Source organism: Celeribacter arenosi (assembly GCF_039539485.1).
Lineage (GTDB): Bacteria > Pseudomonadota > Alphaproteobacteria > Rhodobacterales > Rhodobacteraceae > Celeribacter > Celeribacter arenosi.
In genome coordinates, this window is record NZ_BAABDF010000001.1 from 202,169 (window position 1) to 222,136 (window position 19,968).

A 19,968-nucleotide genomic window follows, 5' to 3' on the forward strand; every position below is an offset into this window, starting at 1 on the left:
GCGCGGACCGGGGATTTTATTCACCTCAGAGCATCGCGTGTCCGAGCAATCCCAACGACAGGGCCGCCAGCAACGCATAGGTGGCCAACATGCCCCAAAGACGCAGCGGGTAGAGTTTGCCGCCAAACATGCCGAAAAAATGTCCAAGACGGGAGAGGACGAGGGCGATCCCGATTGCATGCAGCACGCCAGCGGGTGTGCCCTGTGCCTCTGCCAGCGCCATCAGGATAAGGGTCATCGGGGCGTATTCGGTGAAGTTGCCCTGTTGGCGGACGCGTTTGATCATGTCCTTGTCACCGCCGTCGCCCAGCGAGAGTTTATGTTTGCCGCGCCCCATGGATACGCGCAGCGATATGTAGAACAGGAACAACCCCGCGAGAGCGGCGTAGATCGTGGTGATCGGGAACATGAATTTCTCCTCCATTTTGCCGCTAACATGGGCATTTAACGCCGCAATACCAATCCCCTATCGCCGGTTTCGCGGAAATTGAAGTTTCACATTCCCTAAGGTCAAGTTTTATGCTCGGATGGAGGAAACAGGCGCTGGGGCGTGGGATGGACGAGATTAAGTTGACGCGTTTGGAAAATCGCTTGGTCGATCAGATACGGCTTGCGGGCCTTAGCCGCGATTTCACATGGGACGAACGGTCCGAAATCCCCCAAATTTGGGAAGCTTTCGACGAGATCGCGCCCACGGTTGCCGGAAAAGTTCCCGGCTGCTTCTATGGCGTCAGTTACAACGGCAACCCCGAAGGGTTCTCCTACGCGGCGGCGGTTGAGCTGTTGGAGGATGCGCCGGTGCCGGATCTTTTCACGGAAATCCCCATCCCGACGCAGAAATGCGCCGTGTTTGAAACGCAGGGTCCGATTTCGGATTTCCCAAAGGCGATGGGGCGTGCGGTTGCCGCGCTGAACGCGGATGCGCATTTCGCCATAGCCGAAGGCCCACCGATGGTTGAGGTCTATGATGAACGGTTCAATCCCCGCGACGGGATTGTCACCATTCTGATTCCGGTGGTCGAGCGGGGCTGACCCGCGCCCGACCATCCAGATGTTCTATTCCAGTTCGACCAACAGGTCCTTGGCGTCGATTTGCGCGCCTGGCGTGACGTGAACGGATTTCACCGTGCCATCGCGGTCGGCCGTGATGGAGGTTTCCATTTTCATCGCCTCGATGGTGACCAGAACGTCGCCTTTATGAACTTCCTGACCGACGGTGACGGCAACGGTTGCTACCACGCCGGGCATCGGCGCGCCGACGTGGTCGGGGTTGCCCGTCTGCGCTTTGGGGCGCGCGGCTTTGGTTGCGGCGACGGTGCGGTTCGGGACGCGCACAGTGCGGGGTTGACCGTTGAGTTCGAAGAAGACTTTGACTTCGCCTTCCTCGTTGGTCTCACCCTCGGCGAGCATGCGCACTTCCAAGGTGACGCCGGGGTCAATGGAGATCGATACTTCTTCGCCGGGCTCCATGCCGTAGAAGAAGTTTTTGGTCGGCAGGGTGCGCACGGGACCATAGGTGTCGTGGCGCGAGACGTAGTCCGAGAACACTTTCGGGTACATCAGGTAGCCACCCAGATCCTCGCCATCGACTTCTTCGAGGCCGAGTTTGGTGACCATCTCTTTGCGTACAGCGTCGAGATCCACGGGGGGTAGGCGTTTGCCGGGGCGTTCGGTGTTGGGTTTCTCGCCTTTGAGCACCTTTTTGACGATGCCATCGGGGAAGCCGCCGGGAGGTTGGCCGAGATTGCCGCGCATCATGTCGACGACGCTGTCGGGGAAGGAGACCTCGGATTTGGGGTCTTCGACCTGAGCGCGGGTGAGGCCTTGGGACACCATCATCAGGGCCATGTCGCCGACGACCTTGGAGGAGGGTGTCACTTTGACGATATCACCGAACATCATGTTCACATCGGCATAGGCCTGAGCCACTTCGTGCCAGCGTTCTTCGAGGCCGAGAGAGCGGGCCTGTGCCTTGAGGTTGGTGAACTGACCGCCGGGCATTTCGTGCAGGTAGACCTCGGAGGCGGGTGCCTCCAGGCCGGATTCAAAGGCGGCGTACTGGTGACGCACGGCTTCCCAGTAGATCGACATGTCGCGGATTGCGGAGATGTCGAGACCGGTGTTGCGGTCGGTAAAGCGCAGCGCCTCCACGATGGAACCGAGGCAGGCCTGTGAGGTGCCGCCGGAAAAGGCGTCCATGGCGGCATCAACCGCATCGACGCCAGCCTCGGAGGCCGCGAGGATCGTCGCCGCAGCCGCACCGGAGGTGTCATGGGTGTGGAAGTGGATCGGCAGTCCGACCTCTTCCTTGAGCGCCTTGATCAGCATGCGGGCCTGAACCGGCTTCAACAGTCCGGCCATGTCTTTGAGGCCCAGAATATGCGCACCGGCGGCTTTGAGGTCCTTGCCCATCTGGACATAGTATTTCAGGTCGTATTTCGGCCGTGTCGGGTCGAGCAGATCGCCGGTGTAGCAGATCGTGCCTTCGCAAATCTTGCCGCTATCGATCACCGCGTCCATGGCGACGCGCATGTTTTCGACCCAGTTGAGGCTGTCAAAGACGCGGAACACATCGACACCGCTTTCGGCGGCCTGTTTCACAAAGAACTGCACCACGTTGTCGGGGTAGTTGGTGTACCCGACGCCGTTGGAGGCACGCAGGAGCATCTGCGTCATCACGTTCGGCATATTCGCGCGGATGTCGCGAAGGCGTTGCCACGGGCATTCCTGCAAGAACCGGTAGGCGACATCAAAGGTCGCGCCGCCCCAACATTCGACGGAGAAGAGTTCGCTGAGGTTGCTGGCGTAGACGGGGGCTGCGTTGATCATATCAATCGAGCGCATGCGCGTAGCCAACAGAGACTGGTGCCCGTCGCGCATGGTGGTGTCGGTAATCAGCAGACGCTTTTGTTTCAGCATCCAGTCCGCGACGGCCTGGGGACCTTTTTCTTCCAGCAGCTGACGTGTGCCTTTGGGCGGCGTCTCGTTGTGCCGCTTGGGGGGCACGGGAACGCGCAGGTCGGAGGCGGGGATCGGGCGTCCGGCGGTTTCGGGGTGACCGTTCACCGTGATGTCGGCGAGATAGGTGAGGATTTTCGTCGCGCGGTCGCGGCGTTGTTTGAAGTCGAACAGCGACGGCGTCTCGTCAATGAATTTGGTGGTGTATTCATTGTTGAGGAAAGTCGGGTGTTTGAGCAGGTTGATCACAAAGTCGATGTTGGTCGACACGCCGCGGATACGGAATTCGCGCAGGGCGCGGTCCATGCGGGCAATCGCGGCCTCTGGCGTGCGCGCCCATGCGGTCACTTTGGTCAGCAGGGAGTCATAATAGCGCGTGATAACGGCCCCCGAGTAGGCCGTGCCCCCGTCCAGACGGATGCCCATCCCGGTGGCGGAGCGATACGTGGTGATGCGCCCGTAGTCCGGGATAAAGTTGTTGTTCGGGTCCTCGGTCGTCACACGACATTGCAGCGCATGCCCGTCCAGTTTGACGTCGTATTGCGTGGCCACGCCCGTCGCCTCGGTGAGCGATTTGCCCTCCGCGATCAGGATTTGGGCGCGCACGATGTCGATGCCCGTGACTTCCTCGGTGACAGTATGTTCCACCTGCACGCGGGGGTTCACTTCGATGAAGTAGAATTTGCCGGTTTCCATATCCATCAGGAATTCGACGGTGCCGGCGCATTCGTAGTTTACGAATTCACAGATCTTTTTGCCGAGCGAACAGATTTCTTCGCGCTGGGCCGCCGACAGGTAGGGGGCAGGGGCGCGTTCGACGACTTTCTGGTTGCGGCGCTGAACCGAACAATCGCGCTCGTAGAGGTGGTAGATGTTGCCTTGGTTGTCACCGAGGATCTGAACCTCGACGTGACGTGCCTTGATGATCATCTTTTCGAGGTAGCCCTCGCCGTTGCCAAAGGCAGCTTCGGCTTCGCGACGGCCCTCTTTGACTTTTTCTTCCAGCTCGTCGGCGTTCATGATCGGGCGCATGCCGCGACCGCCGCCGCCCCAGGAGGCTTTGAGCATCAGGGGGAACCCGATCTCGGTGGCCTCGGCGCGGATGGCGTCCCAGTCGTCGCCGAGAACTTCGGTGGCGGGAATGACCGGCACGCCGGCGCGCACCGCAACTTTGCGTGCAGATGCTTTGTCGCCAAGCTCGCGCATGGTTTTGGCCTTGGGACCGATAAAGGTGATACCGGCCTCGGTGCAGGCGTCCACAAAGTCGGGGTTTTCGGAGAGCAGGCCATAGCCGGGGTGAATGGCGTCGGCGCCGGATGCCTTGGCCACACGGATGATTTCGGAGATCGACAGGTATGCTGCAACAGGTCCGAGGCCTTCACCGATCCGGTAGGCTTCGTCCGCCTTGAAGCGGTGGAGCGAGAGTTTGTCTTCTTCTGCGTAGATTGCGACGGTGCGCTTCCCGAGTTCGTTTGCCGCGCGCATGACGCGAATGGCAATCTCACCACGGTTGGCGATCAGTACCTTTTTGAAATCGGGCATTTCGTCTCTCCCACGAGCTAATTCATCCTATCAGCGTAAGGGTTTCTGCAGCGCAGTAAATCCCCAAAGCCTCGCTATCGGGGCCTTTCTAATGTTTGCGCTAACGAATTGAAAGAGCGGGTGGGTTCATAGGCACCCAGTATGCTTTTAGCGGGGTGTCATGCGCCCTTCGAGAGGTTTCTCTTTCATCAGGATGGCGAAAAAGACACCACAGAGCGCCAGAGCCGCAGCGATCCAGTAGACGGGGTGGAGTGCTTGTCCCACCGAGGTTGCGATCAGGTCGCGCGCTTGCTCGGGGAGATGGGCCATGGATTGGGGGCCAAGTTCGGCCACGGAGGCCAAGCCACCGAGAGGAATGTCTCCGGTGAGCGAGGTGAGCCGTGCGGCAAAGATCGCGCCAAAGAGCGCCACGGCAATGGATCCGCCGACCTGCCGGAACATCAGGCCCGCCGCCGTCGCGGTGCCCAGTTGTTCGCGTGGCACGGCGTTTTGCACGGCCGTTGTCACCACGGGGAAAACGGTGCCCATACCCGCGCCGATCATGATGAGGGCGAGCCAGAGCAGGGGTGCTGGCATCTGGGGTGAAAGCCGGGTGAGAATGAGGAGGCCGCCGACCGCGATGATCAGGCCGATGATCGGCAGGCTGCGGTATTTGCCGGTGCGGCCCATGTAGCGCCCCGATAGGGTCGAAGCGGTCAGGATACCCACCGTCATCGGGATCAATTGGAGGCCGGATGCGGTGGCCGTGGCGCCTTTTGCCAGTTGGAGAAAGGCGGGGATGAAGGTGAGAGAACCGAACATCATCGCGCCGGACACAAAGGAGATCAGCGAGGTGGTCCAGAAGACGTTCATTTTGAACAGGCTGAGCGGCAGGATGGGTTCGGCGGCGCGCAGTTCAATCAAGATGAATGCGATGAGGGCCGTGATCGCCAGACCGAACAGGGCCAGAGCGGGCACCGAATTCCATGCAAATTCCTGTCCGCCGAGGGCTGTGACCAGAACTGTTGCGCCCAAAGTGACGGTGAGCGCCACTGCGCCTGCGTAGTCGATCTTATGGGGCACGGGGTCCGGGTGGGCTTTGAATCCGTAGAAGAAACCCGCGAGCGCGAGCAGGCCGAAGGGGATGTTGATGTAGAAAATCAGGTGCCATGAAAATGCGTCCACAAACCAGCCGCCTAGGAGCGGGCCCGCAACCGAAGAGATGCCAAAGACGCCTGCGAACATGCCCTGAACCTTGCCGCGGTCTTTTGGCGGGATGACGTCGCCAATGATGGAGAGCGCGAGGACGAACAGTCCGCCTCCGCCGAGACCCTGCAGGGCGCGCGCCGCGATGAGAAACGGCATGGAGGTCGCCAGCCCACAGAGCGCGGACCCGACGAGGAACAGGACGACCGAGAAGAGCACCGTGTTTCGACGGCCATATAGGTCGCCGATTTTGCCATAGAGCGGCGCAACCACGGTGGAGGCGAGGATATAGGCCGTCACCACCCACGACAGGTGATCGAGGCCACCAAGGTCCGCCACGATTGTAGGCAGCGCAGTCGAGACAATGGTTTGATCCAGCGAGGCCAGCAGGAGGAGAACACCCACAGAGCCGATGACAATGCCAACCGCGCTATCGGCGTCGTCGGGCATTTGGGGGGTGGAGTGAATGGTGTCGGCCATAGGGCGTTCCTGCGAGTCGGAGGGAGGTGAATTGGGAAGCGAGGTACCCCTCCAGCACATATGTGTCAATAGCATATAAGTGTGAAGGGCATATTGTTGACTTTGGCATGGAATGGTGGCACGGACAGGCCATGGAAGACACAGATTCATATAGCAAACCTGATCCGCGCATTCATCGCGGCGTGCCAGAACTCCTTGCGGATAAAGGATTTTCACCGGATGCGATCTCGGCACTGTTGGGGCTCGATGTGGCGCTGTTCCAATGGCGCCGGATCGCGGAAAAGGGCGATTTCAAAGGCAAGGTCCTCGACGGGATCGAGGAAAAGCTCGAACCCGCGCTGCTACAGGGCCTCTTGTCGATCGCGCAGATTTCGGCCGGTATCGGGCGTCCGGAGCCACAGGATCCGACCATCGGTATGGTGGCCGATCTCATGGCGGTGGACCCGTCACGTGCCTCGCGCATCGTGTCCGGTCTGGTGGAGCGTGGATTTGTCGAACGCCGCGTGGTGCAGGAAGACGCGCGCAAATCCATCCTCGTCATGACGCCCAAATCCCATAAATTCCTCGGCGATTTCACGGCTCAGAAATGGCGCATTCTCTCGGGCGTTTTCGAAGGGTGGGATGAGGAAGAGCTGCGGATCTTTTCCTCCCTTTTCATCCGCTATGTCACCGCGCTCTCGGCGCAGGTCACACCGGACTAGTTCACCTTTCGCAAAGCTGCGGCATGGGCGGTGTGGCGCGTCGCTTCGGCCCGCAGAATGGCGCGGGCAGGGTGGCCTGCAATCGGTGTGCGCGTGTCGGGTGAAATGTCGCCGGCGGCCATGAGGGCATGGTAGCGCGCGCAACAGACCCGTAAAAAGGACGTGAAGTTCCCCAGATCATGATCGGCGTCCATCGCTTCGTGCCAGAGTTTGGTGATGAGTTGGGCAACCGTCATAGCGTCGCGTTTGCCGATTTCCTCTAGCGTGGCCCAGAAATGGTTTTCAATCCGGATCGATGTGGCGACGCCGTCAATGCGCAGGCTGCGCGTGCGGCTTTCCCACAGGTCGGGATCTGCGCCGATAAAGAGTTCACACATGGCGGGCTCCTCCTTCCCTCATGGCGCGCGGTCGCCTGCGCAGCCGTTTGTGTGGGCGGGGCCGCGCTGGGCCCCGCCTCAGATTACAGCAGTTTCATGAATTGCGCGAGCCACGCGGGATGAGCAGGCCACGCGGGCGCGGTCACGAGGTTTCCGTCGATGACAGACTCGGTCACGGCGATGTCGGCGAATGTGCCGCCAGCGGCGGTGACTTCGGGCGCGCAGGCCGGATAGGCGCTACAGGTGCGCCCCTCCAACACCCCTGCGGCGGCCAAAAGCTGCGCACCGTGACAGATCGCGGCCACCGGTTTTTTGGTCTCGAAAAAGTGGCGCACCATGTCGAGGACAGCAGCGTTCAGCCGGAGGTATTCGGGCGCGCGCCCCCCCGGAATGACCAGCGCGTCATAAGTTTCGGGCTCAACGGATGCGAAATCAGCGGTGAGAGCGAAATTGTGACCGGGTTTTTCCGAGTAGGTTTGATCGCCTTCGAAATCATGGATCGCGGTCTTTACTGTGTCGCCGGATTTCTTGTCGGGGCAAACCGCATCGACGGTGTGCCCGCAGGCCATGAGGCATTGAAATGGCACCATGGTTTCGTAGTCTTCGGTGTAATCACCGGTAATCATCAAGATTTTGGCCATGTTATCCTCCCGTTTGGCATGTCCGTGACGCGCAGGCTAATCCCAAAACGGGCAGGCGTGGTGGTAAGGGGTTACTACGGCGTGTGGCGCGGATGTGGGCGCGGTCGACTGTCCAAAAAAGGCGCTGGCGTGATGCGAACAATTCAAGAACACGCTTTTCTTGTCGCGGGCGACACTCTATCTTGGCGCGCATGAGCAATTTCGATGATGAAGACGCCTTTGAGGCCGCCGCACGCCCGAACATGAGTCTGAGCCAGATGGCGATGGCGCGCGCCCCGGGTGCACAGGCGAATGCCGATTACCTCAGCGGGCTGAACGCTGCGCAGCGAGAGGCGGTCGAGACGCTCGACGGGCCGGTTTTGATGTTGGCGGGGGCTGGCACGGGTAAGACCAAGGCGCTCACGGCGCGGATTGCGCATCTGATGTCGACGGGGCGGGCCCGCCCCAACGAGATTCTCGCGGTGACATTCACCAATAAAGCGGCGCGGGAGATGAAAACCCGTGTTGAAGGGATCACGGCGGGTGAGGGTGCGGGCATGCAGTGGCTCGGCACCTTCCACGCGATCTGTGTGAAAATGCTGCGCCGTCACGCGGAACTGGTCGGGTTGAAATCGAACTTCACCATTCTGGATACCGACGATCAGATCCGGTTGCTCAAACAGGTGATCAGTGCGGCCAATATCGACGAAAAGCGGTGGCCTGCGCGGCAGTTGGCGGGGATCATCGATGGCTGGAAGAACCGCGCACTGACGCCTGCGCAATTGGGCAAATCGGACGGGGCGGCGTTCAATGATCGCGGGGTTCAGCTCTACGCGCAGTATCAGGAGCGTCTCAAGGCGCTGAATGCGGCCGATTTCGGTGACCTCCTGTTGCACATGGTGACGATTTTCCAGACCCATCCGGATCTATTGGAGCAATACCGCCGCTGGCTGCGCTACATCCTCGTGGACGAGTATCAGGATACCAACGTGGCGCAGTATCTGTGGCTGCGGTTGCTGGCCGGGGGGCATAGAAACATCTGCTGCGTGGGGGACGACGATCAATCGATCTACGGTTGGCGCGGGGCGGAAGTGGGCAATATCCTGCGGTTTGAAAAGGATTTTCCGGGCGCAAAGGTGGTCCGGTTGGAGCAGAACTATCGCTCTACGCCCCATATCCTTGCCGCCGCGTCCAGCGTGATTGCGGGCAACAAGGATCGTCTGGGCAAGGAGTTGTGGACCGATGCCGAAGACGGCGAAAAGGTCCGGTTAATCGGGCATTGGGACGGCGAAGAAGAAGCGCGTTGGGTCGGTGAAGAGATCGAGGCCATGGTTTCAGGCACTTCAAAATATGCAAAAAACAGACGTAACCCACGGTCAAAGTCCATCGAACAGGAATTCGAACGGCTCGCGAAGGCAGGTAAATTGAGGGGTGCGGCGACGCCGGAGCAACTATTTGGTATTCTAAAAGCGCAAAATAGTCCGTTTGCCGAATTTAAGACACGCAAGCTAATGTGGGAGCTGACTGAGCGCCGTGAAAACGATCTGCCACTTGCGCCAGCATTTCAGAAATTTAGTGAGGAAGAGATTGCAATCATGGTGCGCGCCTCGCATCAGATGCGGTCATTCGAGGACCGGTTTTTGTCGATCGGGCTGCCCTATCGCGTAATTGGTGGACCGCGGTTCTACGAGCGGATGGAGATCCGCGATGCCATGGCCTATTTCCGCGTGGTAATTTCGCCCGATGATGATCTCGCCTTCGAGCGGATCGTGAACGTCCCCAAGCGGGGCGTGGGCGACAAGGCGATGCAGGGCATTCAGGTAATCGCGCGCCAAAACGGCGTGTCCCTGAAAGAAGCCGCGCGGATTGCGGCCGACGAGGGCGTGCTAAAGGGGAAGGCGCGCACGGGCGTGGCGGAATTGATCGCGGCGCTTGATCGGTGGTCGTCGATGGCGGTGCAGCAGATCCGGTTTCCCGGTGTGGACGATGAAGATGAGGTGATCGAGGCCGAGGGGCAGCGGTCCGAATTGTCCCATATCGAACTCGCGGAGAAAATTCTCGACGAGAGCGGCTACACCACGATGTGGCAAAATGACAAAACACCGGAGGCGCCCGGGCGGCTTGAGAACCTCAAGGAGCTTGTGAAGGCGCTTGAGCAATTCGAGAACCTTGGTGGATTCCTCGAACACGTCTCGTTGATCATGGATAACGAGAGCGAAGAGCACGGGGCGAAAGTCACGATCATGACGTTGCATGGGGCCAAGGGTCTCGAATTTCCGGTCGTGTTTCTCCCCGGTTGGGAAGAAGGTTTGTTCCCGTCGCAAAGATCAATGGATGAAAGCGGTCTCAAAGGGCTCGAGGAAGAGCGCCGGCTGGCCTATGTCGGGATCACGCGGGCCGAGGAGGTTTGCACGATATCCTTTGCCGCGAACCGGCGGGTCTATGGGCAGTGGCAGTCACAGCTTGCGTCGCGGTTCGTGGATGAATTGCCGGTGGATCATGTCGAAGTGCTAACACCGCCGGGGCTCTACGGGTCACAAACGCGCGGGATGTTTGGTGGCGGAATGTCCGCGAGTTTCGAAGAAAAGGTGTCACGCGCCGATGCCTATAACTCGCCCGGATGGCGCCGGATGCAGGAACGCTCCGGTCAGCGCGGCATGGCGCAGCCAAAAGAGGGTCGACATGTGGTGATCGACGCCACGGCCACATCGTCCTTCACAGAAGGCGAGCGGGTATTCCACGTCAAATTCGGCTACGGCGAAGTGATGGAAATCGAGGGTGACAAGCTCACCATCGAGTTTGATCATTCGGGGCCGAAAAAGCTCGTGGCGAGTTTTGTGAAACCTGCCAACAAGGCGGATGACGTGCCGTTCTAGGCCGCCGATCATTTCCAAGAACAATCTAAAAATGAAAACACCCGCGCCCGGGAGGAGGTGGGCGCGGGTGCTTCTATGTCGGCCCGCTCAGGGAGGAGGAGGAGTGGACCGGCGAAAAAGGAAGTGCGGCGGTGTCAGGGAGGAGGAGAGACACCGCCGCCTTAGTCACGATCTCTCAGGGAGGAGGAGAGAGAGACCGATGCGGTTGGGGCAATCAAGGCCCCTATGTAAGTGCGGCGATGCAGGGAGGAGGAGAGCATCGCCGCTCAGGTACTCGTGGCCTTAGGGAGGAGGAAAAGGCCCCGAATTCCGGAAATTTGAACGGCAGCGTCAGGGAGGAGGAGAGACGCTGCCGTCTGTATCAGGGCCCAAGGGAGGAGGAAAAGGGACCCGATGCTGTTGTTCTTAGGCGCCGTAGGCGGCTTCGTAGGCGACCGCTTTCACGGTTGCGCGGGAGAGGCCGAGGTCGGCGAGGTCACGATCCGAAAGAGCTTCCAGTTCGTTGACGGTTTCGCGGTAAACGCGGTAGCGAGCGAAGCGCTCAGCCAGCGTTGCGAAGAAACCGTTCGAGCGGGCAGCGTATGCCGGAGTTGCGGTGCGAATGTCGTTTGCGTATGCCATCAGTCTATAGCCTTCGTATGTAACGGGCTCTTTGCCCTTGCCTCGTGGTGGAGTGCGTCCCACCTGTCTGCAGTTTCGTGTTACCAGCGTTTGTTGTGTTGCTGGCTTCCTTGAGACCCAATGTAACCCGTTTCTGCAGGTGCACAATCCCGCGGTTCGGCAATGCTGCTATGCAGAAAATGCATGCGTAACGCTGACGTAATTTGAAGGCGCTTTGGGAGGCCGATTTGCTAAATCTGCCTAACTTATATGGAAATTACCCTTTTGGGGGCGTATCTACGCGGCACACCCAGTTTTGAACCGAATAAGGAAATGTGGCATTGGCCTTGGATCGTAAAGAAATCGTTAACGTTCTGGAAACTTTGGTTTTTCCAGATGGGTCGCGACTCACCGACGGGAATCGGATTCGCGCGCTCACAATTAACGGTTCGGATGTGAGCTTTGTCATCGAGGCACCTGACGCTACGACAGCGCAATCCTGGTCGGACATTCGGGCTGAGGCGGAGCGGAAAATCAAAGCGCTTTCACAGGTCGGCAAAGTGTCGGTGGTCTTGACGGCGCATGGCCCCACCGCGCCTTCCGCTGCGTCAACTTCTCCACCCCCAAATCTCAAAATCGGACGCCACCCCACGCCGCAGCAGGGCAAAACGAAACCCGCGGGCGTGACATCTATATTGGCGATCGCGTCGGGCAAGGGTGGTGTGGGTAAATCCACTGTCTCGGCAAACCTCGCCGTGGCGCTCGCGCGTCAGGGGCGTCGCGTGGGATTGTTGGATGCCGATATATATGGTCCGAGCCAGCCGCGCATGATGGGGGTAAGCAAACGCCCCGCCTCGCCGGATGGGGAAACCATCGAGCCTCTGCATGCCCATGGTGTCACTATGATGTCGATTGGCCTGATGATACCGGATGGCGAGGCGGTCGTGTGGCGGGGGCCGATGCTGATGGGTGCCATGCAGCAGATGCTGGGGCAGGTGGCCTGGGGTGAGCTGGACGTTCTCCTTATAGATATGCCGCCAGGCACTGGTGATGTGCAGTTGACGCTGTGCCAGAAAACCGAGCTGACCGGCGCGTTGGTCGTGTCGACGCCACAGGACGTGGCGCTCATTGATGCGCGGCGCGGCATTTCCATGTTCCAAAAGCTCGGCGTGCCGGTTTTGGGCCTGATCGAGAATATGTCGACCTTTGTCTGTCCCCATTGCGGTGAAGAGAGCCATATCTTTGGTCATGGCGGTGTGGCGGCAGAGGCGGAGAAAATGGGGGTGCCGCTCCTCGCGCAGCTTCCTTTGGCGCTCGAAACCCGAATTGCAGGTGACGAGGGCTGTCCGGTCGCGGCGACGGATAGCGCGTTGTCCGCGCCTTATGCGCAATTGGCGGATCGTCTGGTGAAGGGCGGATTTGCGTAGCGCGTTCTGCGCTTCTTTATAGTGTTGTGAATATCCGAGCAGGCGCGTGGGAATTCCCGCGCGCTTTTGCTTTGCGTGCACTCAGGGAGTTGGGAATTCATGGAACTCAACGAGAATGCGCTAATTCTTGCTCCGCTCGAATCACTTTCCTGTGGATAACTTCGGGGATAATGTGGATAAGGCCAGATTTTATTGGGGTGTCCTGCGAGCGCCACAAAAGGCCGCTGCATCCAAAAACAGACACAATATGTAGTTGTTGTAGGGGGATTTTCTTCTACCAGTGGGGCGTCGTGGCGATGCTGTGCCCCCTATATGTTGTTTACTGGGGCCTCCAAATCGCACAGATTGTGGTCTGTGGATGAGAAAACCATTGATTACCATGAATTCCCATGTCACAACTTTGGTATCCGGTGAGACGGGAATGAGCGGCGCATCAAGACCGCGAACAAAGAACCAAAGTCAGGTTTCATACAGGCATCCGCTCTCACCAGAACAAGAGAGATCCGGCGCGCGAGCGAGCAGACATCCCCCCAGATGGCAACGCGCAGTTGGACACCCCCAGTAATGGGACGAGGGCGGCGGATTGAGCAGTGGCAGCAGCTTGGTCCGCCGTTTCGCATAAAAAGGCCCGATTTGGGCGCGGAACAGGAGAGACGGCGTGGCCGCCATGTTTATCGGCGAACACACCTTCAAGGTGGACGGAAAGGGACGCGTGTCGATCCCGGCCGATTTCCGCCGCGAACTCGAAGAGGGCGATCCCACCGCATCCCAAACCGGCCGCGCGCGCATGGTCATTGTCTATGGCGCCGACACCCAGAAACAACTCATCGTCCACACCTACGACGGCTACCGCCAGCTTGCGGCCGATATCGCGGCCCTGCCGCGCGGGTCCGAGCGCCGCAAGGTGATGGAGCGCATGATCCTCAAACGGGCGCGTCCGACAGAGGTTGATGCGGATGGACGTCTCGTTCTGCCGCAGTTGCTGCGTGACAAAATCGGCCTTGATGGCACGGCCTACTTTGCCGGCCTCGGCGAAACCTTCGAAATCTGGAAGCCCGACGTGCACGAAGCGCGCGAAACGGCGATCACCGATAAATTCATTGCCCAGCACGGCGAGGACTTTGATCCGCTGTCGCTTCTGGATGATGAAGGGGTCTGAGGTATGGCCTCGGACGCAGCCCCCCACGTCCCCGTTCTTCTCAAGCCGCTTTTGCGTGAGTGTGCGCCCATTTCGGGTCGCTGGCTCGATGGGACCTTCGGGGCAGGGGGATATGCCAAGGGGCTATTGGCCGCGGGTGCGGACCATGTGACGGGCGTTGATCGTGATCCGCTCGCCCATGAAATGGCCGCCGAATGGGTTGGTGGCTATGGAAGCCGATTGACGCTGGTGCGTGGCACGTTCTCGAAGATGGACGAATACGCCAAGGACCTCGACGGTGTGGTTCTCGATCTCGGTGTCTCCTCGATGCAGCTCGATCAGGCAGAGCGCGGGTTTTCATTTATGCGCGACGGGCCGCTCGACATGCGGATGTCACAGGACGGGCCGTCGGCGGCGGATTTTGTGAACTCTGCCGATGTGGACGAAATCGCGGACGTGCTGTTTCACTATGGTGAAGAACGCCAGAGCCGCAAAATTGCCCGCGCCATTGTGATGGATCGCGACAAGCAACGTTTCGAGACAACCCTACAACTTGCCTCCCTGATAGAGCGCATTCTGCCGCGCAAAAAGCCGGGCCAGAGTCACCCTGCGACCCGTAGTTTTCAGGCGATCCGGATCGCGGTCAACGACGAGTTCGGTGAACTGGTCGCGGGGCTGGAGGCGGCTGAAAGGGCGCTCAAAGAGGGCGGTCAGTTGGCGGTTGTGAGCTTTCATTCCCTAGAGGATCGCGTGGTAAAACGGTTTTTCGCGCAACGGGCCTCGACGGGGGGTGGCGGGTCGCGTTATGCGCCTGTCCAAGAGGCGAAAACACCCGGTTTCGAGCAGCTTAGCAAAGCAATTGGTCCAGACGACGACGAACTGGAGCGCAATCCTCGCGCACGTTCGGCGCGTCTGCGTGTCGGGCGTCGCACAGATGCGCCCGCGGCACCGGTGGATCGTGCAGCGTTGGGTTTGCCGAAACCTGTACTACTAGGGACTATGTGATGCGTGGTTTGTATTTGATCGTTTCAGCGTTGATTGTGATGGGGCTGGCTTTTTGGGCCTATCGCGAAAACTACGCCACACAGCAGGTGTTGCGCGAAGTGAGCGGGCTGCAGCGTGAAATCGGCCACCAACGCGAAGAGCTCGCGGTTCTCAAGGCCGAATGGGCCTACCTGAACCGGCCCGAGCGGTTGCGCGATCTGGCTGCGTTGAATTTCGACCGACTGGGGCTTTTGCCATTCATGCCTGAGCAATTCGGGCGCGTCGATCAGGTGGCGTTTCCGGTTGAGGACGACATCCTTTTGCAAATCGAAGATGCCGTGGAAGTTGTCGGTCATCTCAATCTGGCAGGGGAATAAAGATGCGCACACCGCTCCGTCCGCTCACACGTATCCTGAAAGCCCGCCAGACCGGCGAAAACCCTGACGCGATCGAGCGGGAAAACCGCCGCCTGCGACATGAGGAAATGAGAGACCGTGCGCGCCTGCGCGCCGAGGGTCGGTTGATCGTCATGGGGCTGTGCTTTGTTTCGGCCTTTGTCGTGGTCGGGTTGAAAATGGGTCAGGTCGCCACATCCGTGCCCGAAGAGCCACGCGCCGCCGCATCCGGTACACCCATTCTCGCGCAGCGCGCCGATATCGTTGACCGCAAAGGGCGCATTCTGGCGACAAACCGCACCACGAACAGCCTCTATGCCCAACCCCATCAGATGGTGGACCCCCTGCACGCGGCCAAGGAGCTGGCGCGGATTTTCCCCGATCTCGATCAGGACCGGTTGATCTCCGATTTCACAGGAACGCGTAAGTTCCTCTGGATCAAAAAGAAAATTGCGCCCGAACAGCAGCAGGCCGTACATGACATCGGCGAGCCTGGACTGCTCTTTGGCCCGCGCGAAGAGCGCCTCTATCCGAACGGAAAGCTGGCCGCACATTTGCTCGGCGGGACGAAATTCGGCCGTGAGGGCGTGATGAGCGCGGAGATCGTCGGGCAGTCGGGGGTGGAGAAATTCGCCGACGAATACCTGCGCGATCCGGCAAATGGCGACAAACCGCTGCAGCTTTCGATTGATTTGACCGTCCAATCCACAATCCGCGAAGTTCTTTATGGCGGCATGTTGATGCTGGATGCCAAAGGGGCGGCGGCGGTTCTGATGGATGCCAACAGCGGTGAGATCGTGTCGATGGTCTCGCTGCCGGATTTCGACCCCAACTCGCGCCCTGAGTATTTCGAGGGCAACAACCCGGCCGACAATCCGCGCTTTAACCGCGCCGTGCAGGGTGTGTACGAACTCGGCTCGACCTTTAAAATCTTTGCTGCCGCACAGGCGATGGAACTCGGGCTGGCAAACCCCGGCACGCAGATCCCCGCAACGCCGCCGTTCCGGTGGGGCAAACACAAGATCGGCGAATTCGAAGGCCACAACTATGGCCCCACGCTGTCCCTTCGCGACATGATCGTTAAATCCTCCAACGTGGCAACGGCGCATGTGGCCCAGCAGATCGGCGTCACCCGCCAGCAGGACTTTTTGAAATCGCTCGGCTTTTTCGACCCTGTGCCAATCGAACTTTCCGAGGCGCCATCGGCCAAGCCGCTACTGCCGCCCCGTTGGTCCGAACTCTCGACCTTGACGATTGCCTTCGGTCACGGATTGTCCGCATCGCCCCTGCATCTGGCGACCGCATATGCGTCGTTGCTGAACGGGGGAACTCAGGTCACCCCCACCTTGGTCAAACGCACAGGCTACGTCGAAAAGGGGCCGCGCGTTGTGCGCTCCGAGGTGTCCGAGGCGTCGCGCCAGATGTTGCGCGCAGTGGTTTCCGAACCCGAAGGGACGGCCAATTTCGCCGAGGTCGTGGGCTATCAGGTCGCGGGTAAAACCGGCACGGCGGATAAGCCGCGCGAAAACGGCAAAGGGTATTACCCCGACAAGACGATCACGACCTTCGCCTCGGTCTTTCCCGCCGATAAACCGCGCTACATTCTCGTGGTGACATTGGATGAGCCGACCGAAACCACCGGTGCAAAACCCCGTCGAACCGCAGGTTGGACCGCCGTTCCTGTTGCCGCAGAGATTATTCGTCGCGCGGCGCCGCTCATGGGACTGCGACCCGAGATTGAATCCCGCCCCCAAGCTGCGCTAACACTGACATCAACACACTAAAAACAATATGCGGGGCACGCGCGGGGAATGTTGAAGCATCTTTCAGAGCTTGGTTTGACCGCACAGGGCGGGCGTGAGGTCCATATTACGGGCCTCTCTGTGGACAGTCGTCAAACCCGCGAAGGCCACCTGTTTGCCGCCCTCCCGGGCGCACGCGTGCACGGGGCGGAGTTTGTTCAATTTGCACTGCGCATGGGCGCGCGGGCGGTTTTAACCGATCCCGAAGGCGCACGGATCGCGGCCGAGGCGATCGAGGCCCATGATCCCGCCCTGATCGTCGTCGAAGACCCCCGGCAAGCATTGGCCTATGCCGCCGCGCTTTATTTCGGGCGTCAACCGGCGGCGATGGTGGCCGTGACGGGGACGAACGGAAAAACCTCTGTCGCCACGTTCACACGCCAGATTTGGCAGCAACTGGGTCAGCGCGCGATCAATATCGGCACCACGGGTGTGGAAGGGGACTGGCACGCGCCAAGCCCGCATACGACGCCTGAGCCGATCACATTGCACGGCATGCTGGCCGAGGCCGCCGATCATGGAGTGACCCACGGCGCTATGGAGGCGTCGAGCCACGGGTTGGCGCAGAGGCGTCTGGACGGGGTTCGTCTGCTTGCGGCAGCGTTCACGAATTTTACCCAAGACCATCTCGACTACCACGCAACATTCGAGGCCTATTTTGCGGCGAAGGCGGGGCTTTTCACCCGCGTTTTGCCTGAAGACGGCGTGGCGGTGGTCAATATTGATGACCCCAAGGGGGTTGAGCTCGAAGGACTTTGTGCCGAGCGCGGGATTGATGTGATGCGTGTCGGGCGATCGGAGCCTGCGGACCTGCGCGTTGTGGGCCAGCGGTTTGATCAGACCGGTCAGGATTTGCGGGTCGATTTCGTGGGCAACATTCACCAGATCCGTCTCGACCTCATCGGTGGTTTTCAGGCGGAAAACGTGATGGTGGCGGCCGGACTGGTTATGGCCAGTGGCGCGGACCCCGAAGAGGTCTTTTCCTGCCTGCCGGAGTTAAAGGGTGTGCGCGGGCGCATGGAACTGGCCGCTACGCGCGAAAACGGCGCGGCGATATTCGTGGATTATGCCCATACGCCCGATGCCGTCGCGACCGCGATTTCCGCTCTGCGCCCCCATGTGATGGGCCGGATCGTGGCCATTGTCGGGGCGGGTGGGGATCGTGATCGCACCAAACGCCCCTTGATGGGCAAGGCGGCGGCGGAGGCTGCCGATATCGTGATTGTCACCGACGATAATCCGCGCTCCGAAGATCCCGCGTCGATCCGCGCAGAGGTTCTGGTGGGTGCGCCCGATGCGATTGAGGTGGGCGATCGCGCCGAGGCGATCCTGCGCGGCGTGGACGCGCTGCAGCCCGGGGATGCCTTGCTGATCTGTGGCAAAGGGCACGAAAGCGGTCAGATCGTGGGCGAAGATGTGTTCCCCTTTGATGATGTGGAACAGGCCTCCATCGCGGTTGCTGCGCTCGACGGTGCGCTGTGAGCGTGCTCTGGACGTCAGATGACGCCGTCGCGGCGACGGGCGGTCGTGCGACGCGCGCCTTTGAGGTCAACGGGGTCTCCATCGACACGCGGACCATTCAGCCCGGTGATTTGTTTGTCGCGCTGCAGGCCGCGCGTGACGGGCATGATTTTGTCGCGCAGGCGTTGGAAAAGGGGGCAGGCGCGGCATTGGTGTCGCGGGTGCCCGACGGTGTGGGTGATGACGCGCCACTGTTGATTGTGGATGATGTTTTGGGTGCTCTGGAACGGCTCGGCGCTGCGGCGCGCGCGCGGGTGCGGGGCAAAGTTGTGGCGGTCACCGGATCCGTCGGCAAAACATCGACCAAGGAAATGCTACGTGCGATGCTCGCCCCTCAGGGCGCGACCCATGCCGCGGAGGCGAGTTACAACAACCATTGGGGTGTGCCGCTCACGCTGGCGCGCATGCCCGCTGACACGGATTTCGCCGTGATCGAAATCGGTATGAACCATCCCGGAGAAATCGGCCCGCTTGCACGGCTTGCGCGCCCGGATGTTGCAATGATCACGACCATCGCGCCTGCGCATTTGGCGGCATTTGACGATATCTCCGGCATTGCGCGAGAAAAATCGGCGATTTTCGAAGGATTGGTCGATGGCGGCGCGGCCGTATTTCACGGAGACCTCGAAACCACGCCGATCCTTGCGGATGCGTGGAATGGTACGGCGCTGAGTTTCGGCGAAGGCGATGCCAATTCGGTGCGTGTGGATGATATCCGGCTCTTGGACGGCGATGCGACAGCGCGCGTTACGGTTGATGGTGCTGCCTATCCGGTTCGCCTGTCGACCTCTGGTCGGCATTTCCTGACCAATGCTGCCGGATGTCTGGCCGTGGCGCAGTTGCTCGGCGTGGACATGACACGCGCGGCGGCGGATTTGTCGCGTTGGGACCCGCCGTCGGGGCGCGGTGCGCGCGGGACGGTGCAATTGCCTTTGGGTGGTACGCTCGATCTGATCGATGATGCGTTCAATGCAAACCCGACGTCCATGTCTGCGGCGCTCGAAGTATTGGCGGCGGCGCGCCCTGAAGGGTCGGGGCGACGTGTTGCGATCCTTGGAGATATGCTCGAACTCGGTGAGGATGAGCGCGCGATCCATGCAGGGCTGGCGGCTCTGCCGTGGTTTGCCACAATTGATGTGGTCCATACCGTTGGCCCGCTGATGAGTGGTTTGCACAATGCTCTCGCGCCGAAGACGGCGGGGGTCCATGTCGAAACCGCAGAGGAAATGCGTTCCATGCTCGGGACACTGGTCGTGTCGGGCGATATCGTGCTCGTCAAAGGGTCAAAGGGGTCCAAAGTCAGCGTTCTGGTTGACGCGATCCGGCAATTGGGGCAACCGCTGCCCGATAAGAAACTGTAAG

16 protein-coding genes are annotated in these 19,968 nt (G+C 60.2%); 10 read left to right on the forward strand and 6 right to left on the reverse strand.

What is annotated here, in order from left to right; all coding sequences use genetic code 11:
* Nucleotides 1-25: 25 nt before the first annotated feature.
* Nucleotides 26-409 (reverse strand): MAPEG family protein, encoded by a 384-nt coding sequence (locus ABD815_RS01090; RefSeq protein ID WP_344842260.1) that lies wholly within the window; start codon nt 407-409, stop codon nt 26-28.
* A 146-nt stretch (nt 410-555) separates the two neighbouring features.
* On the opposite strand from ABD815_RS01090, the gene ABD815_RS01095 reads away from it, so the two are divergent.
* Nucleotides 556-1,032 (forward strand): GyrI-like domain-containing protein, encoded by a 477-nt coding sequence (locus ABD815_RS01095; protein WP_344842263.1) that lies wholly within the window; start codon nt 556-558, stop codon nt 1,030-1,032.
* A gap of 24 nt (nt 1,033-1,056) precedes the next feature.
* Here the strand turns inward: ABD815_RS01095 and ABD815_RS01100 are convergent, their stop codons facing one another.
* Both ABD815_RS01100 and ABD815_RS01105 read right to left on the reverse strand, forming a co-directional pair.
* Complete coding sequence (locus ABD815_RS01100) at nt 1,057-4,500, reverse strand: pyruvate carboxylase (RefSeq protein ID WP_344842266.1); 3,444 nt, start codon at nt 4,498-4,500, stop codon at nt 1,057-1,059.
* Nucleotides 4,501-4,647: 147 nt separating this feature from the next.
* Nucleotides 4,648-6,165, reverse strand: a complete 1,518-nt coding sequence (locus tag ABD815_RS01105; protein ID WP_344842269.1) for an MDR family MFS transporter — start codon at nt 6,163-6,165, stop codon at nt 4,648-4,650.
* Between the two features lie 131 nt (nt 6,166-6,296).
* On the opposite strand from ABD815_RS01105, the gene ABD815_RS01110 reads away from it, so the two are divergent.
* Nucleotides 6,297-6,866, forward strand: coding sequence for a MarR family winged helix-turn-helix transcriptional regulator (locus ABD815_RS01110; RefSeq protein WP_344842272.1), 570 nt, complete (start codon nt 6,297-6,299; stop codon nt 6,864-6,866).
* Here ABD815_RS01110 and ABD815_RS01115 read toward each other — a convergent pair.
* Together ABD815_RS01115 and ABD815_RS01120 are read right to left on the reverse strand one after the other, a co-directional pair.
* Nucleotides 6,863-7,243 (reverse strand): ribbon-helix-helix domain-containing protein, encoded by a 381-nt coding sequence (locus ABD815_RS01115; RefSeq protein ID WP_344842275.1) that lies wholly within the window; start codon nt 7,241-7,243, stop codon nt 6,863-6,865. The two genes, ABD815_RS01110 and ABD815_RS01115, sit on opposite strands and share 4 nt — an antisense overlap.
* 83 nt (nt 7,244-7,326) lie before the next feature.
* A complete protein-coding gene (locus ABD815_RS01120; RefSeq protein ID WP_344842277.1) occupies nt 7,327-7,884 on the reverse strand; it encodes a DJ-1/PfpI family protein in 558 nt (185 codons plus the stop codon).
* A 191-nt stretch (nt 7,885-8,075) separates the two neighbouring features.
* Here ABD815_RS01120 and ABD815_RS01125 point away from each other — a divergent pair, with 191 nt between their 5' ends.
* A complete protein-coding gene (locus tag ABD815_RS01125) occupies nt 8,076-10,739 on the forward strand; it encodes an ATP-dependent helicase (RefSeq protein WP_344842279.1) in 2,664 nt (887 codons plus the stop codon).
* Between the two features lie 405 nt (nt 10,740-11,144).
* Here the strand turns inward: ABD815_RS01125 and ABD815_RS01130 are convergent, their stop codons facing one another.
* Nucleotides 11,145-11,360 carry a DUF1127 domain-containing protein gene (locus ABD815_RS01130; RefSeq protein ID WP_344842282.1) on the reverse strand — a complete coding sequence of 72 codons (216 nt, stop codon included), beginning with the start codon at nt 11,358-11,360 and terminating at the stop codon, nt 11,145-11,147.
* Nucleotides 11,361-11,680: 320 nt separating this feature from the next.
* Between ABD815_RS01130 and ABD815_RS01135 the strand changes: the two genes are divergently transcribed.
* The 7 genes from ABD815_RS01135 (at nt 11,681) to ABD815_RS01165 (ending at nt 19,967) form a co-directional block, all read left to right on the forward strand.
* A complete protein-coding gene (locus ABD815_RS01135) occupies nt 11,681-12,766 on the forward strand; it encodes an Mrp/NBP35 family ATP-binding protein (RefSeq protein WP_344842284.1) in 1,086 nt (361 codons plus the stop codon).
* A 667-nt stretch (nt 12,767-13,433) separates the two neighbouring features.
* Nucleotides 13,434-13,925, forward strand: coding sequence for a division/cell wall cluster transcriptional repressor MraZ (mraZ, locus tag ABD815_RS01140; RefSeq protein ID WP_344842451.1), 492 nt, complete (start codon nt 13,434-13,436; stop codon nt 13,923-13,925).
* Nucleotides 13,926-13,928: 3 nt separating this feature from the next.
* Nucleotides 13,929-14,909: a 16S rRNA (cytosine(1402)-N(4))-methyltransferase RsmH gene (rsmH, locus tag ABD815_RS01145; RefSeq protein ID WP_344842287.1), complete on the forward strand. Its 981-nt coding sequence runs from the start codon at nt 13,929-13,931 to the stop codon at nt 14,907-14,909.
* Nucleotides 14,909-15,265, forward strand: coding sequence for a cell division protein FtsL (gene ftsL, locus ABD815_RS01150; protein ID WP_344842290.1), 357 nt, complete (start codon nt 14,909-14,911; stop codon nt 15,263-15,265). Before rsmH ends, ftsL begins: the two co-directional genes overlap by 1 nt.
* A 2-nt stretch (nt 15,266-15,267) precedes the next feature.
* The gene (locus tag ABD815_RS01155; protein ID WP_344842292.1) at nt 15,268-17,067 is read left to right on the forward strand and encodes a peptidoglycan D,D-transpeptidase FtsI family protein; all 1,800 of its coding nucleotides are present in this window, start codon (nt 15,268-15,270) and stop codon (nt 17,065-17,067) included.
* 27 nt (nt 17,068-17,094) lie between these two features.
* A complete protein-coding gene (locus ABD815_RS01160) occupies nt 17,095-18,567 on the forward strand; it encodes a UDP-N-acetylmuramoyl-L-alanyl-D-glutamate--2,6-diaminopimelate ligase (RefSeq protein WP_344842294.1) in 1,473 nt (490 codons plus the stop codon).
* Nucleotides 18,564-19,967 carry a UDP-N-acetylmuramoyl-tripeptide--D-alanyl-D-alanine ligase gene (locus ABD815_RS01165; RefSeq protein ID WP_344842297.1) on the forward strand — a complete coding sequence of 468 codons (1,404 nt, stop codon included), beginning with the start codon at nt 18,564-18,566 and terminating at the stop codon, nt 19,965-19,967. The genes ABD815_RS01160 and ABD815_RS01165 overlap by 4 nt, the downstream gene beginning before the upstream one ends.
* Nucleotide 19,968 lies beyond the last annotated feature (1 nt).

Excerpts from the sequence above, each read along its gene's own strand:
- ABD815_RS01090 (WP_344842260.1), bottom strand. The coding sequence starts at position 409 with ATGTTCCCGATCACCACGATCTACGCCGCTCTCGCGGGGTTGTTCCTG.
- ABD815_RS01095 (WP_344842263.1), top strand. The coding sequence starts at position 556 with ATGGACGAGATTAAGTTGACGCGTTTGGAAAATCGCTTGGTCGATCAG.
- ABD815_RS01100 (WP_344842266.1), bottom strand. The coding sequence starts at position 4,500 with ATGCCCGATTTCAAAAAGGTACTGATCGCCAACCGTGGTGAGATTGCC.
- ABD815_RS01105 (WP_344842269.1), bottom strand. The coding sequence starts at position 6,165 with ATGGCCGACACCATTCACTCCACCCCCCAAATGCCCGACGACGCCGAT.
- ABD815_RS01110 (WP_344842272.1), top strand. The coding sequence starts at position 6,297 with ATGGAAGACACAGATTCATATAGCAAACCTGATCCGCGCATTCATCGC.
- ABD815_RS01115 (WP_344842275.1), bottom strand. The coding sequence starts at position 7,243 with ATGTGTGAACTCTTTATCGGCGCAGATCCCGACCTGTGGGAAAGCCGC.
- ABD815_RS01120 (WP_344842277.1), bottom strand. The coding sequence starts at position 7,884 with ATGGCCAAAATCTTGATGATTACCGGTGATTACACCGAAGACTACGAA.
- ABD815_RS01125 (WP_344842279.1), top strand. The coding sequence starts at position 8,076 with ATGAGCAATTTCGATGATGAAGACGCCTTTGAGGCCGCCGCACGCCCG.
- ABD815_RS01130 (WP_344842282.1), bottom strand. The coding sequence starts at position 11,360 with ATGGCATACGCAAACGACATTCGCACCGCAACTCCGGCATACGCTGCC.
- mraZ (WP_344842451.1), top strand. The coding sequence starts at position 13,434 with ATGTTTATCGGCGAACACACCTTCAAGGTGGACGGAAAGGGACGCGTG.
- rsmH (WP_344842287.1), top strand. The coding sequence starts at position 13,929 with ATGGCCTCGGACGCAGCCCCCCACGTCCCCGTTCTTCTCAAGCCGCTT.
- ftsL (WP_344842290.1), top strand. The coding sequence starts at position 14,909 with ATGCGTGGTTTGTATTTGATCGTTTCAGCGTTGATTGTGATGGGGCTG.
- ABD815_RS01155 (WP_344842292.1), top strand. The coding sequence starts at position 15,268 with ATGCGCACACCGCTCCGTCCGCTCACACGTATCCTGAAAGCCCGCCAG.
- ABD815_RS01160 (WP_344842294.1), top strand. The coding sequence starts at position 17,095 with ATGTTGAAGCATCTTTCAGAGCTTGGTTTGACCGCACAGGGCGGGCGT.